The sequence below is a fragment of the Salinihabitans flavidus genome (assembly GCF_900110425.1).
Taxonomy (GTDB): domain Bacteria; phylum Pseudomonadota; class Alphaproteobacteria; order Rhodobacterales; family Rhodobacteraceae; genus Salinihabitans; species Salinihabitans flavidus.
Genome location: NZ_FODS01000001.1, coordinates 40539 through 56191, shown reverse-complemented (window position 1 = coordinate 56191; position 15653 = coordinate 40539). Strand labels below are relative to the sequence as shown.

The window sequence follows — 15653 nt, the reverse complement described above, 5'->3', positions numbered from 1 at the left end:
CCGGGCCGGGGGAGGGTTTTTCTTGCTCCCGGCTTGACTTGCTGCTTATGCTGCGCTCACGAAGGAGTGACGCCGCAGTGCAGCAAAACAACCCGGATATCACGCTGATCACCCCCGATGCGCCGGTGGATACGGCCACCCATGGCGGCCGGGCGAAATGTCTTCAGCGGCTGGTGCGGCTCGATCTGCCGGTGCCGCGCACCGTGGCGCTTTCGTTCGATGAGGTGCATCGCATCGCCGCCGGAGAGATGCCGGACATGGAGGCGCTCATCGCGATCTTCGAGAACGAAGAGCTGTTGTGCGTGCGCCCGTCGTCGGAAGACCCCGATTGGGGCGGGCCTGGCGCGGTGCTCAATATCGGGATGAACGATGCGCGCCACGCGGCGCTGTCCGAGATTATCGGGGTTCCGTCGGCAAACGTGCTCTACCTGCGGTTCATCCAGGCCTATTCGACGCATGTGGCACGGCTCGATCCCGATCTGTTCGACGCCATCGACATGACTGCCTCTGACGCGCTCACCGATGTGCTGCGCGCCTATGAGGAAGAGGCCGAAGAGCCGTTTCCGCAGACCCGGCCGGTGCAGTTGGCGGGGGTTTTGCGCTCCATGGCGCGGGCGTGGGAGGGCACGTCCGCGCGGCTTCTGCGCCAGGCGAAGGGCGCGCCGGCGGATGCCGGGCTCGGCCTCGTGGTGCAGTCGATGGTGCTTGGAGTCGGTGAGGGCGACGGCGAGAGCGGCTCCGGCGTGCTGCAACTTGTCGACAGCGCCACCGGGCTGCCGCAGATCAAGGGGCGCTACCTGTCGCAGGCACAGGGACGCGCGGCGCTGGAGAGCGGGGCGAAGGCCCTTTACCTTGAACGCGATCCGCGCGGGCCGTCGCTTCAGGACAAGGCGCCCGAGGCGTTCGAGGAGATCCGCCGCGATGCGGCGTTGATGCGCGAGAAGCTGCGCGAAGAGATGCAGATCGAATTCACGATCGACAACGACCGGGTGCATATCCTTGACGGGGTGCGGGTGCAGCGCACGGCGCGGGCGGCGGTGCGGATCGCAGTGCAGCTTGCCAAGGACGGTGTCATCCCGAAGGAGGAGGCGCTGATCCGGATCGAGCCACGATCCCTCAACGAATTGCTGCACCGGCAGGTCGATACGTCGGCCCCGCGCGATGTGATCGGCACAGGCGTCGCCGCCAGCCCCGGCGCGGCCACGGGCCGGATTGTCTTTACCGCATCGGAGGCGCAGGCCAGCGCGGCGCGCGGTGAGCCTTGCGTGCTGGTGCGCCGAGAAACCTCGCCCGAGGATATTCGCGGGATGCACGCGGCCTCTGCGGTGCTGACCGAACGCGGCGGGATCACCAGCCACGCGGCGGTGATCGGGCGCGGACTTGGCCTGCCGTGCGTGGTGGGGGCGTCCTCCATGAGGTTCCAGACGCTCAAGAGCCTTTTGACCGCGCCGGATGGCCGGGTGTTCCGCGAGGGGGACATCATAACGGTGGACGGCACGCGCGGCGAGATCCTCGCCGGAGCCGCACCGATGCATGAGCCGGCGCTCGACGATGCGTTTCAGGCGTTGATGACATGGGCCGCGGGGGCCTGTGACATCGGCATCCGGGCCAATGCCGACACGCCCGCCGATGCCCAGACCGCGCGCAATTTCGACGCGCAGGGGATCGGACTTTGCCGGACGGAGCACATGTTCTTCGAGGAGGACAGGCTTACCGTGATGCGCGAGATGATCTTTGCCAAGACGAGCGAGGACCGGCGCGCGGCGCTGGAGCAGCTTTTGCCGATGCAGCGCGCCGATTTCACCGAATTGTTCCGCATCATGCAGGGGCAGCCGGTCTGCATTCGCCTGTTCGACCCGCCCCTGCACGAGTTCCTGCCCACCGACCGCGCCGGGCTGCGCGATCTGGCCGAGGCGCTTAACCTGCCACTGTCGGATGTGACGCGGCGGGTGGAATCGCTTGACGAATACAACCCGATGCTGGGAATGCGGGGGGTGCGGCTTGGCGTCACAGTGCCGGAGATCTACGAGATGCAGGCACGCGCGATTTTCGAGGCGACGCTGGACGCGAGCCGTGAGGGCGCGCCCGTTGTGCCCGAGATCATGATCCCGCTTGTCAGCGCCAAGCGCGAGGTGGAACTGGTCAAGACACGGATCGATGCGGTGGCGGCGGCGGTGCGCACCGAGAAGGGCGCGGGCTTCGATTATCGTTTCGGGGTGATGGTGGAAACGCCGCGCGCCGCGCTGCGGGCCGAGGATATCGCGCCGCATTGCCATTTCTTCAGCTTCGGCACGAATGACCTGACGCAGATGACCTATGGTCTGTCGCGGGACGATGCGGGGCGGTTCATGTCGGCCTATGTGCAGCAGGGGGTGTTTCCCGAAGATCCGTTCCACACGCTCGATGTCGAAGGGGTGGGCGAGCTTCTGCGGCTTGGCGTGGAGCGGGGACGCCGGGCGCGGCCTGACCTGATCCTGTCGATCTGCGGAGAACATGGCGGCAGCCCCGAGTCGATCGCATTCTGCCGCGAAGTGGGGATTGATTACGTGTCGTGCTCTCCTTTCCGCGTGCCGGTGGCCCGGCTGGCTGCCGCTCAACTGGCGATTCGGGACAAGATCGGGTAGGCGGAAGCACCGCGACCAACTCAATATGGCCATTTTCAGGGCGAAATTGGTGCGAAAAGCGGCAGGGTGGACGAATGCTGCGCATTTTTGTAGAAGACCCGATGTTCGGACTTGGGAGGGTCCGGTTCACAACATAGGGGCGTGAGACATGCGTGCTGCCATCATTACCTTCCTCGGCGCCGTTCTTCTGGCACAGACGACAGTCGCCGGGGCACGGGAAGACGTTTACGAAGTTGCATTGAACAGTCCATCCCGGAGCGAGTCGCAGTCATCGGGAAGCTGGCTGGAGCGGCTTTTCGGCGCGAAACCGCCGAGCCCGGAGACGGAGATCGAGTATTCCCGCGACTGGATCGACACCCAGCCCAAGGCAAAAGGGGATGAAAACTGGAAATGCCTTGCCGAGGCGCTCTATTTCGAGGCGCGGGGCGAGAGCGTGAAGGGCCAGTTCGCGGTGGCGGAGGTGATCCTCAACCGTGTGGCGCATTCCTATTACCCTGACAGCACCTGCGGCGTGATCCGGCAAGGCACCGGCCGCAAGTATCAGTGCCAGTTCACCTATACCTGTGACGGTGTTGCCGAGGTCATCCACGAGAAGGATGCCTTCGAACAGGTAGCCAAGGTGGCCAACCTCATGCTGAGCGGCGCGCCGCGCGCGCTCACAGGCGGGGCGACGCATTACCACACCAAGACGGTGCGCCCGGCCTGGGCGCGCAAGTTCCCGCGCACGGCCACCATCGGGGTGCATCACTTCTATCGCCAGCCGACACAGCTTTCGCAAAACTAGGCCGGTCTGACGCAAACGGCCGCTGGCCTGACGCATCGGGGGCTGCCCGAGAGGGCCCGCCGCGTCACACTGACCGGGCTGCGAAGGGCAAGGAGGCCGCGCGATGAGCAATGAAATCAGACTGGCCTTTGCCCACCCCGATGAGCGGTCGCGCGCCACGGCGGCGAGTGATCCGCTCGACCGGATTTCGCTACGCGATCATATCGCGGAAGTGGAAATTGGCGCCTTTCAGGCCGAGCGGGGCACGACGCAGCGGATCTGTTTCAACATCGTGGTCGAGGTGCGTCCTATCACCGACCCGGTGGAGGACGACGTGGACCGCATCCTCAGCTATGACAAGGTGACCGAGGCCATCGCGCATGAGCTGTCGGCGGAGCGGATCAACCTGCTGGAGACGCTGGCCGAGCGGATCGCGGAACGTATCCTGCATGAGCCGCAGGCGATGCGCGTGTTCGTTCGGATCGAGAAGCTGGACCGCGGCCCCGGCGCGCTCGGGGTCGAAATCGTGCGGTCGCGCAGCAGCATTCCGCATTTGATGGAGGAGGACGAGGAGAAGCCGCATCCGCGCGTGCTCTACCTGTCGAACGCGGCGATCCGGTCGCAGCGGCTTTCGGACTGGATTGAGCAGTTGGAGGCGGACGGGATCCCGATGATCTTCTGCGTCGGCGCGCCGGAAACGCCCGCGCCGCAGACGGGGCACGCGATGACGCAGCGGCGCGTCGATCTTCTGGCGATTGAGCAGAACGCCTGGATGCTTGCGGCGCGCGATGCCCGCTGCGTCGTGGTCAGCACCCGGACGGAACTGGACTGGGCGATGAAGAACGGGCAGATCTGCGTCTGGGCGCCGTCGAAGATCGTGCTCGACGCGGTGGACGGGCCCTCGGCGCAGCCCAGCGATTCGGTGGCGCTCGCGGTCTGGTTTGCCGAAAAGATGGAAGCGCGGCGCCTGTGGATCGTGGGCGAGGAACTGCCGCAGGACGCGGACGTGCCGCTTCGGGCATTGCCGGCGGATGCCGGCGCGCTGTGACACAGGTTGCCAAGGCGCGCGCGATCGCCCAATAAACCGCCATGACCTATTATCGCCCCATAGCACAGACCGATCCCGCGCGGCCCAGCGGCGCGCTGCCGCTGGCCGGGGGCTGGTGCTGGTTCTCGCATGTTGAAGTGCTGCGCCGCGATGGGCCCCCGCAGGTGATCGCGGCGGCGGATCTGCCCGAGGGCTGGCGCGCCCGGCTGACCGCGCCGCGCCCGGCGCTTGGCCCGCTGGCGATGGACCGCCCGCAGATCATGGGCATTCTGAATGTCACGCCCGACAGTTTTTCCGATGGTGGGCAACATGCGCAGGCCGGGCGGGCGCTGTCTCATGCGCGGGCGATGGCGGAGGCTGGCGCGGCGATCATCGACGTGGGCGGCGAATCGACACGGCCCGGGGCCGTCGATGTGCCCGCCGAGGAAGAGATCGCCCGCACCGCGCCGGTGATCGAGGCGATGCGGCGCGAGATTGGTGTGCCGGTGAGCATCGACACCCGCAAGGCCACCGTCGCGCGGGCCGCCGTGGCGGCCGGGGCGGGGCTGTTCAACGACGTGGCGGGCTTCACCTTCGATCCCGCGCTTCTGCCTTATGCGGCGCAAACGGGGCTGCCGGTCTGTGTCATGCATGCGCGGGGTGATCCGGCCACGATGCAGCACAATCCGGTCTATGAGGATGTGCTGCTCGATGTTTACGATTATCTGGAAGCTCGCGTGGCCGCGCTTGAGGCGGCGGGCATCCCGCGCGCACGGATCGCGGTCGATCCCGGCATCGGCTTTGGCAAGACGATCGCGCACAACCTTGCGCTTCTGGCGCGGATCAGCCTGTTTCACGGGCTGGGCTGTCCCGTTCTTCTGGGAGCGTCACGTAAGAAATTCATCAGCGTGATCGGCAAGGCTCCCGATCCGATGGGCCGCGCGCCCGGGTCTGTGGCGGTGGCGCTGGGGGGAATCGCGCAGGGGGTGCAGATCACCCGCGTGCACGATGTGGAAGCGACGGCGCAGGCGCTTCGCCTCTGGCGGGCGGTGACGCTCGGCGATTGGTGAGGGCGCGCGCTACGGCCCGCCACGCACAGGGGTCAGCTCGCACAGCAGGTCCGCCCCCTTGATCCACGCGGCTCCGACTTGCGGTCCGGGCGCGGCGGGCGTGGCCACGTCGATCGCGTGGGGGCGGCGGGACGGGTAGAACACCACCCCGCGATGCACGAGGATGACCCGCTCCACATCGGGCAGAGGCGTCTTGCGGTGCAGGTGGAGCGTGCGCCCCGACAGATGCAGCGCGCCCGCGGGCTCCGCCCCCTTGAACTGGCGGCGCGGCACCGGCACGAACAGCGACCCCAGACCGGGGATGCCCCCCAGATCGATACGGTTGAGTGGTAGCGTCTGGACCGGATGGCTGAGCGACAGGCCCAGCCCCGGGCCCAGCAGCAGGTGATGGGGATGGGTGGTGCCGCCCGGCCCGTCGAGCCGCAGCCGAGCGCGCCCGCCATCATTGCCGGTGCGTTGCAGAGGGTCGGTTTTTCCGGCGGCGACGCCCCCGGCGGTCAGCACGAGAGGCGCGGCGAGCGCGCCGAGAAGCGCGGCGCGCCGGGTCAGGCCGTGTGTGGTGCGGTGTCGCGGCATGGGAAGGCCCTCCTTTGCAAGGCATGGTATCATGTGGCCGGTCAGGGCGCCACGATGGCCTTGCGTCTCTTGCGGCTGAGCAGCAGGCCGCCGAGGATCAGCACCAGCGAGATCAGAAGCTGCGGCGGCAGCGCCTCGCCCAGTAGCAGCGCGCCGAAGATCACCGACCAGACCGGCACCTGATAGTTGACCTGCGACAGGAACCCCGGCCCCGTGTCGCGGATCACCTGCACCAGAAGCACCTGCGCCAGCGCCGTGGGCAGGATCCCGAGGTAGAGCAGCGCCCCGAGCGACAGCGGCGTGGGCCACGTGGCGGGCATCCCCTCGACGATCAGCGCGGCGGGCACCATCATGACAGTTGCGGAACTGAGCGCGGCGGCGGCGAGCGCGAGCATGTTCACAGGCGGGCAGAGCCGCGTGATGATGGAGCCGATGGCATAGCAGAGGGCGGCCCCGAGGCAGGCGAGCCGGGCCAGCGATTCATGATCGCTTCCGACCGAGCGGAAGGCATCCAGCCCGATCAGCACCAAGACGCCCACGAAGCCGATCAGAAAGCTGATCCCGCGCCGCAGCGTGAGCCGTTCGGCAGGTACGAAGACATGTGCCAGCGGCAGAACGAACAGCGGCACGGCGGCCATGCAGACCCCCGCGAAACCGCTGGCCACATAGGTCTGCCCCCAGCTCAGCAGCGCGAAGGGCAGGGCGGAGGAAAACAGCCCCATCCCGATCGCGGCGATCCAGACACGCCGGCCCACGCCGCCCCGGGGGTCGGGCAGGCCGGAACCGCGCGCCCGCACGATGGCCACCAGAAGCACCGCGCCAAGCGCGATCCGCCCGGCGGCGATGGTCAGCGGACCGATGTCGCGCAGCGCGACGGAAATGCCCATGAAAGAGCCGCCCCAGACCAGCCCGAGCGCCAGAAGCTTGATCCAGTTCTTTAGGCCCGGTGAGCCGTCCATTGCCTGCCTCCGCCATGTAAAAGGGCGCCCCCGGTGGGGGACGCCCTGGCCGGACATTAGGGCCGGGTCATCCCCGCCGCAAGATCAGTTCTTGTCCTTGTCGACCATCCGCCCGGCCGAGATCCACGGCATCATGCCGCGCAGCTTTTCACCGACTTCCTCGATCTGGTGGGCGTCGTTCATGCGGCGCGTGCCCTTGAAGAACGGCTGCCCGACGGCGTTTTCCTGCATGAAGTCGCGGACGAATCTGCCGCTCTGGATGTCGCTCAGGATCGCCTTCATCTCTTTCTTGGTGCGCTCGTAGGGAAGCACCCGCGGGCCGGAGACATACTCGCCGTACTCCGCGGTGTTTGAGATGGAATAGTTCATGTTGGCGATGCCGCCCTCATAGATCAGATCCACGATCAGCTTCACCTCGTGCAGGCACTCGAAATAGGCCATCTCGGGGGCATAGCCCGCCTCTACCAGCGTCTCGAAGCCCATGCGGATCAGCTCCACCAGACCGCCGCAGAGCACGGCCTGTTCGCCGAAGAGATCGGTTTCGCATTCCTCGCGGAAGCTGGTTTCGATGATGCCCGAGCGCCCGCCGCCGATGGCCGAGCAATAGCTCAGGCCCAGTTCCAGCGCCTTGCCGGAGGCATCCTCGTTCACGGCGACGAGGCAGGGCACGCCGCCGCCCTTGACGTATTCGCCGCGCACGGTATGGCCGGGGCCCTTGGGCGCCATCATGATGACGTCCACGCCTTCCTTGGCCTCGATCAGGCCGAAATGAATGTTCAGGCCGTGGGCGAAGGCAATCGCCGCGCCGGGCTTGATGTTGTCGTGGACATACTTGCGGTAGGTCTCCGCCTGAAGCTCATCGGGCATGGTGAACATCATCAGGTCGCACCATGCGGCGGCCTCTGCGATGCCCATGACCTGAAGGCCCTCGGCCTCGGCCTTGCGGGCGCTGGCGGAGCCTTCGCGCAGGGCCACCACGAGGTTCTTGGCCCCCGAATCGCGCAGGTTCAGTGCATGGGCGTGCCCCTGAGAGCCATAGCCCAGAATCGCCACTTTCTTGTCCTTGATCAGGTTGATGTCGCAATCGCGGTCATAATAAACGCGCATGTCAGCGGTCCTTTCATGTGAATTCCTGGCCGCGATCATAGGGTGTGCGGCGCGGGTGACGAGAGCGGTTCGCATGAAATTTCCGGTGATTTCGCAATAGTCATTCGTGAAATTCGCATATATCGTGATTTCCATGCTTGATGATCTTGACCGCCGTATCCTGCGCCACCTGCAACGCGACCCGGCCCTTTCGGTGCCGGAACTGGCCGACCGCCTTGGCCAGAGCGCGCCGCGCCTGACCCGGCGGCTCGAAAAGCTGCAATCGGGCGGCATCCTGCGCGGGCAGCGTGCGGTGATCGACTGGCGCGCGCTTGGATATGAGGTGGAGGTGAGCCTGCGCGTCACGCTCGACAAGACACAAACACGCGCCTTTGACGATTTCCTTGAGGGTGCGCGCGGTATCCCAGAAGTGCTTGAGATACAGACCTTTCTGGGCCGGGTGGATGTGCGGCTTTCGGTGATTGCGCGCGACATCGCGCATTATCAGCATATCTACCGGCGCAAGATCCTGACCCTGCCGCATATCGCGGATATCGAGGCGCTGATGCATGTGGCGCGGATCAAATCCGACGAGGTGCTTCCGATATGATCGAGCCGGACGACACCGATCGCGCGATCCTGCGGGCGCTGGCGCGCGATGCGGGGCAATCGGCCGGGGCGCTGGGGCGCCGGCTCGGCCTGTCGCAGCCCGCCACATGGCGGCGCATCCGGCGATTGCAGGAGGCGGGGGTGATCACGGGGCGGGTGCTCGATCTCGACAAGGAGAAGCTGGGCTTTGGCGTGACCGTGTTCCTTGGCGTGAAACTGGCGACCAAGGGGCGGATTTCATTGGAGGATTTCGAACGCGCCGTCACCGCGATCCCAGAGGTGCAGACGGTGGAGCATGTGCTCGGCATGTATGACTACCGCCTGCGGGTGACGGCGCGGGATCTGGCGGATTTCGAGCGGGTGCTGCGGCGGCGCCTGATGACGCTGCCGGGTGTCGGGAATGTGGAGGCCAATGTGCTTTTGAGCGAAGAGCGGCGCCCGGGCCCTCTTGGCTAGCGCCTCTGGCCGGATCAGGCTTCCAAATCCGGGCCATTCACGCTAGCCCTTTGGCAAAGTGGAATGAAGGAGAGAGGCGATGGCGCTGTTGCAGGAGATCGACCCGCAGGGGCTCGATGAGTTTTCGGTGGTCTTCACCGATCGGTCGCTGAACCATATGTCGGCGGCGTTTCAGGAGGTGATGCGCGACATTTCGGGGATGTTGAAAGAGGTCTACAAGGCCGATGCGGTGGCACTCATCCCCGGAGGCGGCACCTATGGGATGGAATCTGTCGCCCGGCAATTCGCGCGCGATTCCAAGGTGTTGGTGGTGCGAAACGGTTGGTTCTCCTATCGCTGGAGCCAGATCGTCGAGGCCGGGTCACTGACATCCGAGACCATCGTGATGAAGGCGCGGCGGTCCGGCAACGATCCGCAGGCCCCCTTCGCCCCCGCCCCGATCGACGAGGTGGCCGAGCGCATCCGGCAGGAGCGGCCGGACGTCGTCTTTGCCCCGCATGTGGAAACCTCTGCCGGGGTGATCCTGCCGCATGACTATATCACTCAGATGGCGGCGGCGGCGCATGATGTGGGGGCGCTGGTGGTGCTCGACTGTATCGCGAGCGGGGCGGTCTGGGTCGACATGAAGGCGGCCGGTGTGGATGTCCTGATCTCCGCACCGCAGAAGGGATGGAGCGCGTCTCCCTCTGCCGGGCTGGTGATGATGTCGGCCAAGGCATTGGAACGGCTTGAGAAAACCACGTCGGACAGTTTCGCGCTCGATCTGAAGAAATGGCATTCGATCATGCTGGCCTATGAGAACGGCGGCCATGCCTATCATGCGACCATGCCGACCGATGCGCTTCGGGCGTTCCGGGACACCATGCGCGAGACCCGCGATCATGGTCTGGCGCGCTTGCAGGAGGCGCAATGGGCGCTTGGCGACGGAGTGCGCAAGTTGCTGAAAGACAAGGGAATTCGCTCTGTCGCGGCAGAGGGGTTCGGCGCGCCGGGGGTGGTGGTCAGCTATACCGACGATCCCGGCATCCAGAACGGCAGCAAGTTCGCCGCCGAAGGGTTGCAGATCGCCGCCGGGGTGCCGCTGGCCTGCGATGAGGGGGAGGGATTCATGACCTTCCGGCTCGGGCTGTTCGGGCTCGACAAGCTTTATGATGTGGAGGGCACTCTGGGGCGGTTGAGGCCGGTTCTGGACCGGGTTCTCTGAGAGTCGGGCGAATCAGGGTTAATGCCCTGATTTCGCCGAAAAACCCGTTTTCGGTATCACGTCGGTAAAACGTCAGTATTACTTCGGTATGGGCGCCGCGTATCGCGCCATCAGGGGCGTGATGAACGGGGCGGGCGTTGCGCATTGAGTATTTGCGGAACAGAGAAAGAGCGGGCGGCCGCCCGTTGGCCCGGTGCGCGCATGCTTCAGCGCGCGCCAAGACCCATCTGCATCAGCGTCTTGCGCACCGCGGGCATGGCGTAGAGCGCGTTGAGCCCCATCGCGCGCATGTCGCGCAGGGGCCGGGCGGAGACCATCGAGGCGCGGTTGAGCAGATCGATGCCCTGCACGCGCAGCCGCATCTCCGCATAGCGTTTGCGGTGATACTCCGCGAGCATCCGCGCATCTCCGAGCCGGCCCGGCGCCGCGCGCGCCAGATCGAGCAGCACGCGCATGTCCCCGAGGCTCATGTTCAGACCCTGCGCGCCGATGGGCGGGACCACATGCGCGGCCTCGGCCACCAGCACCAGCCTTTCACCTTGGAGCCGGTCGGCATGTTGCGAGATGATCGGCCAGATGGTGCGGCGCGAGGCGAGCGCGAGCGGGCCGAAGAGATGGGCGCTCCGCTCTGACATCTCCGCCTCGAACGCGGGCGTGTCCAGCGCCAGCAATTCCTGCGCGCGGGGGCCGCGTTCCATCCAGACCACGGCGGACGAGGGGCGCCCCCCATGATCGGGGAGCGGGACCAGCGTGAACGGCCCGCCGGAGCGGTGAATCTCGGTCGAGACATTTTCATGCGGGATCGGGTGGGTGACGGCGAAGGCGAGCGCCTTCTGCCCGTAGCGGGTGGTCTTTACCCCGATCCCGGCCGCCTGCCGCATCGGGGAGTTGCGCCCGTCCGCCGCGATCACCAGCCGGCAGCGGCTGCGGGTGCCGTCCGACAGGCCCACGCGCGCCTCTGCCAGACGTGTGAAGAGCGTCGTGGTCGCGGTGCCGAGGCGCAGGTCCACGTTGGGCAATTCCCCGAGCCGGGCGATCATCTCGCGCCGCAGGAGCCAGTTGGGCAGGTTCCAGCCGAAGGGCATGTCCGAGGACAGGTCGGCGGCATCGAACTCGCGCGTGATGCGCGGCTCTGTCAACTCTCCGCCGGCGTCCACGATGCGCATGATCTGCAACGGCGCGGCATGCGGGGCGAGGCGGTCCCACAAGCCGGCCTCCTCCAGCAGGGCGCGGGCCGGTTGCAGGAAGGCGGTGGTGCGCAGGTCCGCGCCTTCGGCGTCGCGCTCTGTCACCGGGGGGGCGGGATCGAGGCATTGCACCGAAAACCCCGCCGCGCCGAAGGCGGCCGCCGCGCTCAGCCCGGCGATGCCGCCGCCCGAGATCACGATGTCGAAAGACTGGTCCGTCATGGCATTCCCCCTGATCCGGGCGGCACGATAGGCCGGGCGCGGCGGCATGCCAAGGGGCCGGGGGCCGGTCAGCCTGCGGCGATCACGATCAGCACGATCCAGATCAGCGGCACCATGATCAGCGCCGGGATATACAGACCCGGAATCCCGAAGGTCAGCGCCGAGATCCCCCACAGGGAGACGAAGGCGGCGATGGCGTAATAGACGGTATCGCGGCTGCCGTATGTCAGATCGCGGGCGATCCATCCGACCACCGGGATCATGAAGAGGATCCGCTGCCACAGGGGCTGCGTGCGGGGGGTGTCGGCGGTGGTCATCGCGCGTCTCCTTAACGTCTTGTCATCAAGTCGTCATATAGGGGCGCGGGGCGCCGAATGAACTGTGCCATTTTGTCAGATCACCTGTGCGAGAAACGCGGAGAGATCATCGGTGTGGTGGTGAATGTGGTCGGCGGCAAGGCGATCCTCGGCGACATGGACGGTGCGCATGCCCATCTCGTGCGGGGCGCGCAGGTTGCGCGGATCATCCTCGAACATGGCGGCGGCGTCGGCCCGCACCCCGTCGCGGGCGAAGATCGCCTCGAACGCCGCGCGCTCGGGCTTGGGGCGGAAGCCGGCATGTTCTACCCCGTAGACGGCATCGAAGAGCCCCGACAGGCCGCGCGCCTCCAGCACCCGTTCGGCGTAGGGCGCGCTGCCGTTGGTATAGACGATACGCCGCCCCGGCAGGTTACGGATATGCCCGGCGAGCATCGGGTCGGGGTCGAGATGATCGAGAGAGATGTCATGCACCTCGATCAGGTAGGGGGCCGGGTCCACGTCATGCTCTCGCATCAGCCCGGCCAGCGTCGTGCCGTAGCGCGTCCAGTAGTCGCGGCGCAGGAAGGCGGCGCGCTCTCGGTCCACGCCGAGCGTGTCCATGACGAACCGCGTCATGCGCACCTCGATCTGGTCGAACAGGCGCGCGCGGGGCGGGTAGAGCGTGTTGTCGAGGTCGAAGACCCATGTGGTGACATGGGTGAAATACTGTCTGGGCATGGCGCGCAAGCTAGGGCGTTGTGACGCGCTGCGCAATGGCGGCTTGCACCTTTTCCGCGCGGCGGCATAGAGTGGCGGTCATCCTTGCAAGCGCGGCCATGGGAGGGCGGCATGACGCAGACGAAAGCACCGGCGAAGGATGCCTATACGCTCATCCTCGAGGCGATTGATATTGGCACGTTCCGGCCCGGCGACCGGCTTGTCGAAAGCGATCTGGCCGAACGGTTCGGGGTGTCGCGCACGCCCATCCGCGAGGCGTTGCAGCGGCTTGAGACGCAATCGCTTCTGGCGCGGGACGGGCGGAGCCTGATTGTCTCCTCGCTCGATCACAACCAGATGTCGGAGCTTTACGTGGTGCGCACCGAGTTGGAGGGGCTGGCCGCGCGGCTGGCGGCGCGGCACGCCACGCGCGAGGAGGTGCGGGTGCTGCGCGACATGGTGCAGGCCGACCGGGCGCTGATCGGCGACCCGTCGGCGCTGGCGCGCGCGAACCGGCGGTTCCACAAGCAGATCCACCTTGCCTCTCACAACCGCTATCTGGTGCAGCAGCTCGATCTGGTGCATCGGTCCATGGCGCTCATGGCGACGACCTCCATCGCCGCCGAGGGGCGGGGCGAGGATACGCTGACCGAGCATCAGGCGATCGTGGACGCGATCGAGGCGTGCGACGAAAGCGGCGCCTACAACGCGCTGCGCGATCACATTTCACAGGCTTTCGTGACCCGGCTGAAACTTGACGGGGGCGATGTCTGAACGCAGGGCCGATTGCCCCTCGGGCGTCTGGCCGTGGTCGGTCTTGTCCCAGTAGAAGGGGGCGACGACCAGTTCAAGAAGCGCCTTGTAGGCGGCGACGGTGGCCATCGGGAAATAGAACGGCATCGTGATCACCCAGGGCATCAGCCGCCCGCGCCCCTGACGGGAGATGGCGAAAAGCGCCACCAGCGCATCGACTGCCGTGGTAGTCAGGATCGCGGCGGTGACGGTGGGCGTGACGAATTGCGTGAATGCGATATCTTGCGGGACGGGCAGTCCGAAGAGGATCAGCCAGAAGCACCAGATCAGCGGCGCCAGCAGGAATTGCAGGATTGCGGTGCCGAAGAAAAGCTGAAACCCCCAGAAGCGCCGGTGCCCGAGTTGCCGCAGAAGCTGGCGGGGCCGGCGCATGTGCACCAGATAGGTGACCATATACCCCTTGAGCCAGCGCGACCGCTGCCGGATCCAGCGCCATGGGCGGCAGTTCGCCTCTTCATAGGTGACGGTGTGGATCAGGTCCGTGCGGTAGCCATAGCGCGCAAGGCGGATACCGAGGTCCGCATCCTCGGTCACGTTATGGGCATCCCAGCGGTTCACCCGTTCAATCGCCTCGCGGCGCAGGAACACGGTGGTGCCGCCGAGCGGAACGGCGAACCCCATGCGCGCGATACCCGGCAGGATGACGCGGAACCACGTGCTGTATTCGATGGTGAAACAGCGCGAGATCCAGTTGGTATAGGGGTTGTAGTAGTCGAGGATGCCTTGTAGGCAGCCGACCTCGGGCGGGGCGATGGCAAAGCGGCGGGCGACGTGTTCAAGCTGATCGGCCTGCGGGGCGTCCTCGGCGTCCCAGATGCCGATGATCTCTCCGCGGCAGAAATCGAGCGCGTAGTTGAGCGCACGCGGTTTTGTCGTCAGCCCGCTTCCGGCGGGCACCTCGATCACCTGAATCCAGTCGGGCAACCGCGCCTTTTCGATGGCCTCGCGGGTCATGTCGTCCCGTTCTTCCAGCACCAGAAGCACGTCGAGAAGGGCGGCGGGATAGCGCAGACGCGACAGGCGGGAAATCAGCGCCCCGGCAATCTCGCGTTCTCGGTAGAGCGGGACCAGAACTGAGATGCGCGGCCAGAGTGCGCCCTCGGGCATTCTGGCCGGCTCGCGGCTGAACCCGCGCTGCAGCCGCGCGATGAAGGCGGCGACCTTCAGCCCGCTGCTCAGAAAGAGGGTGAGCAGCGCGAGGGCCAGAAACGCCGCAAAGACCGCGCCGGGCGCGGTCCATGCCACAAGCACTGGTGCGGCCACTGCGGCGCTCAGAAACATGACGTGGCGCGAGCCGGGCCCGCGCCAGCCACGGCAGCTTTCGCCGGGGGGCACGCGCGCTTCCGCGCTGCGGGTCAGATGGCGGCGATGGATACGGGTGATATGGGCGCGGATGTCATCCTCGCGCGCGACGGCGACAAGCGCGCCGCGCAGGTTCGCAGGCAGAACCGCGCGCAGTTCCGCGATGCGGTCGGGGCGGCTGGTGACCAGCATGACCAACCCGCCAAGGCTCGCCCAGGGCAGAACGCTGTGATGCAGGCAGAATTCCGGAGACAGAAGACCGGCCAGCCTTGGGTCGGGTGGATCGCGGGACAGATCGACCTTCTGCGCGGTGTGAAATCCGGCCAGCGCGTCGAGCGCCTGATCCTCGTCGATCCAGCCCCGCGCGCGGAGAATATCGGTCAGCGACGCGTTCCAGCCCGATTGCCGGTCAAGCGCGTGAAACAGTTGCCAGGGAGCGATTGTGCCCTGTTCAATGAGATGCCGCCCGACGGAAACAAATTTTTCCCGCCGTGGCACCGCGCGCGGCGCAAACAGCCGGAGCATCTGGTCACTCATCGCCGATTTCCCTGTCGTCCTTGCGTGCCGGGGAGACTGCGGGGCGAGGGTTAACGCCAGGTTAACGCCAATGATCGCGGAGACTCCCGCGTCACAATCGGATTTTGCAATGCGACGCGACAGGCATTACCGTTTGCAGTGCGCAGGTTCGGCGGGACATGCAGACGTGTTTCGTCGTTGGCGATCCCTGCCCTGTGGACGA

General features: G+C 66.4%; 15 protein-coding genes. 8 read left to right on the top strand and 7 right to left on the bottom strand.

Annotated features, from left to right (window positions below; all coding sequences use genetic code 11):
- Positions 1-47 precede the first annotated feature (47 nt).
- From ppdK to folP, 4 genes are all read left to right on the top strand, one after another.
- Entirely contained in the window at positions 48-2624 is a 2577-nt protein-coding gene (gene ppdK, locus BMW66_RS00295; RefSeq protein ID WP_093114632.1) for a pyruvate, phosphate dikinase, read from the top strand.
- Between the two features lie 148 nt (positions 2625-2772).
- A complete protein-coding gene (locus tag BMW66_RS00290; protein ID WP_093114631.1) occupies positions 2773-3408 on the top strand; it encodes a cell wall hydrolase in 636 nt (211 codons plus the stop codon).
- 103 nt (positions 3409-3511) lie between these two features.
- On the top strand, positions 3512-4435 hold the full coding sequence (locus BMW66_RS00285; protein WP_093114630.1) for a dihydroneopterin aldolase: 924 nt from the start codon (positions 3512-3514) through the stop codon (positions 4433-4435).
- Positions 4436-4476: 41 nt separating this feature from the next.
- A complete protein-coding gene (gene folP / locus BMW66_RS00280; protein ID WP_093114629.1) occupies positions 4477-5484 on the top strand; it encodes a dihydropteroate synthase in 1008 nt (335 codons plus the stop codon).
- Positions 5485-5493: 9 nt separating this feature from the next.
- Here the strand turns inward: folP and BMW66_RS00275 are convergent, their stop codons facing one another.
- The 3 genes from BMW66_RS00275 to ilvC form a co-directional block, all read right to left on the bottom strand.
- Positions 5494-6060 carry a hypothetical protein gene (locus BMW66_RS00275; RefSeq protein WP_093114628.1) on the bottom strand — a complete coding sequence of 189 codons (567 nt, stop codon included), beginning with the start codon at positions 6058-6060 and terminating at the stop codon, positions 5494-5496.
- Positions 6061-6101: 41 nt separating this feature from the next.
- On the bottom strand, positions 6102-7019 hold the full coding sequence (locus tag BMW66_RS00270; protein ID WP_093114627.1) for a DMT family transporter: 918 nt from the start codon (positions 7017-7019) through the stop codon (positions 6102-6104).
- Positions 7020-7103: 84 nt separating this feature from the next.
- Positions 7104-8126, bottom strand: coding sequence for a ketol-acid reductoisomerase (gene ilvC / locus BMW66_RS00265; protein ID WP_093114626.1), 1023 nt, complete (start codon positions 8124-8126; stop codon positions 7104-7106).
- Between the two features lie 133 nt (positions 8127-8259).
- On the opposite strand from ilvC, the gene BMW66_RS00260 reads away from it, so the two are divergent.
- The 3 genes from BMW66_RS00260 (at position 8260) to BMW66_RS00250 (ending at position 10374) form a co-directional block, all read left to right on the top strand.
- Complete coding sequence (locus BMW66_RS00260; RefSeq protein ID WP_093114936.1) at positions 8260-8715, top strand: Lrp/AsnC family transcriptional regulator; 456 nt, start codon at positions 8260-8262, stop codon at positions 8713-8715.
- Positions 8712-9170: an Lrp/AsnC family transcriptional regulator gene (locus BMW66_RS00255; RefSeq protein ID WP_093114625.1), complete on the top strand. Its 459-nt coding sequence runs from the start codon at positions 8712-8714 to the stop codon at positions 9168-9170. The genes BMW66_RS00260 and BMW66_RS00255 overlap by 4 nt, the downstream gene beginning before the upstream one ends.
- A 79-nt stretch (positions 9171-9249) precedes the next feature.
- Positions 9250-10374, top strand: a complete 1125-nt coding sequence (locus tag BMW66_RS00250; protein WP_093114624.1) for an aminotransferase class V-fold PLP-dependent enzyme — start codon at positions 9250-9252, stop codon at positions 10372-10374.
- 206 nt (positions 10375-10580) lie between these two features.
- Here BMW66_RS00250 and BMW66_RS00245 read toward each other — a convergent pair whose 3' ends face one another.
- The 3 genes from BMW66_RS00245 to BMW66_RS00235 all read right to left on the bottom strand — a co-directional run bounded on the left by BMW66_RS00245 (position 10581) and on the right by BMW66_RS00235 (position 12820).
- On the bottom strand, positions 10581-11783 hold the full coding sequence (locus BMW66_RS00245) for a UbiH/UbiF family hydroxylase (protein WP_093114623.1): 1203 nt from the start codon (positions 11781-11783) through the stop codon (positions 10581-10583).
- Positions 11784-11851: 68 nt separating this feature from the next.
- The gene (locus tag BMW66_RS00240) at positions 11852-12100 is read right to left on the bottom strand and encodes a hypothetical protein (RefSeq protein ID WP_093114622.1); all 249 of its coding nucleotides are present in this window, start codon (positions 12098-12100) and stop codon (positions 11852-11854) included.
- A gap of 75 nt (positions 12101-12175) precedes the next feature.
- On the bottom strand, positions 12176-12820 hold the full coding sequence (locus BMW66_RS00235; protein ID WP_093114621.1) for a pyrimidine 5'-nucleotidase: 645 nt from the start codon (positions 12818-12820) through the stop codon (positions 12176-12178).
- 111 nt (positions 12821-12931) lie between these two features.
- Here BMW66_RS00235 and BMW66_RS00230 point away from each other — a divergent pair, with 111 nt between their 5' ends.
- Positions 12932-13573, top strand: a complete 642-nt coding sequence (locus BMW66_RS00230; protein WP_093114620.1) for a GntR family transcriptional regulator — start codon at positions 12932-12934, stop codon at positions 13571-13573.
- Here the strand turns inward: BMW66_RS00230 and BMW66_RS00225 are convergent.
- On the bottom strand, positions 13526-15451 hold the full coding sequence (locus BMW66_RS00225; RefSeq protein ID WP_093114619.1) for a glycosyltransferase family 2 protein: 1926 nt from the start codon (positions 15449-15451) through the stop codon (positions 13526-13528). The two genes, BMW66_RS00230 and BMW66_RS00225, sit on opposite strands and share 48 nt — an antisense overlap.
- Between the last annotated feature and the right edge of the window lie 202 nt (positions 15452-15653).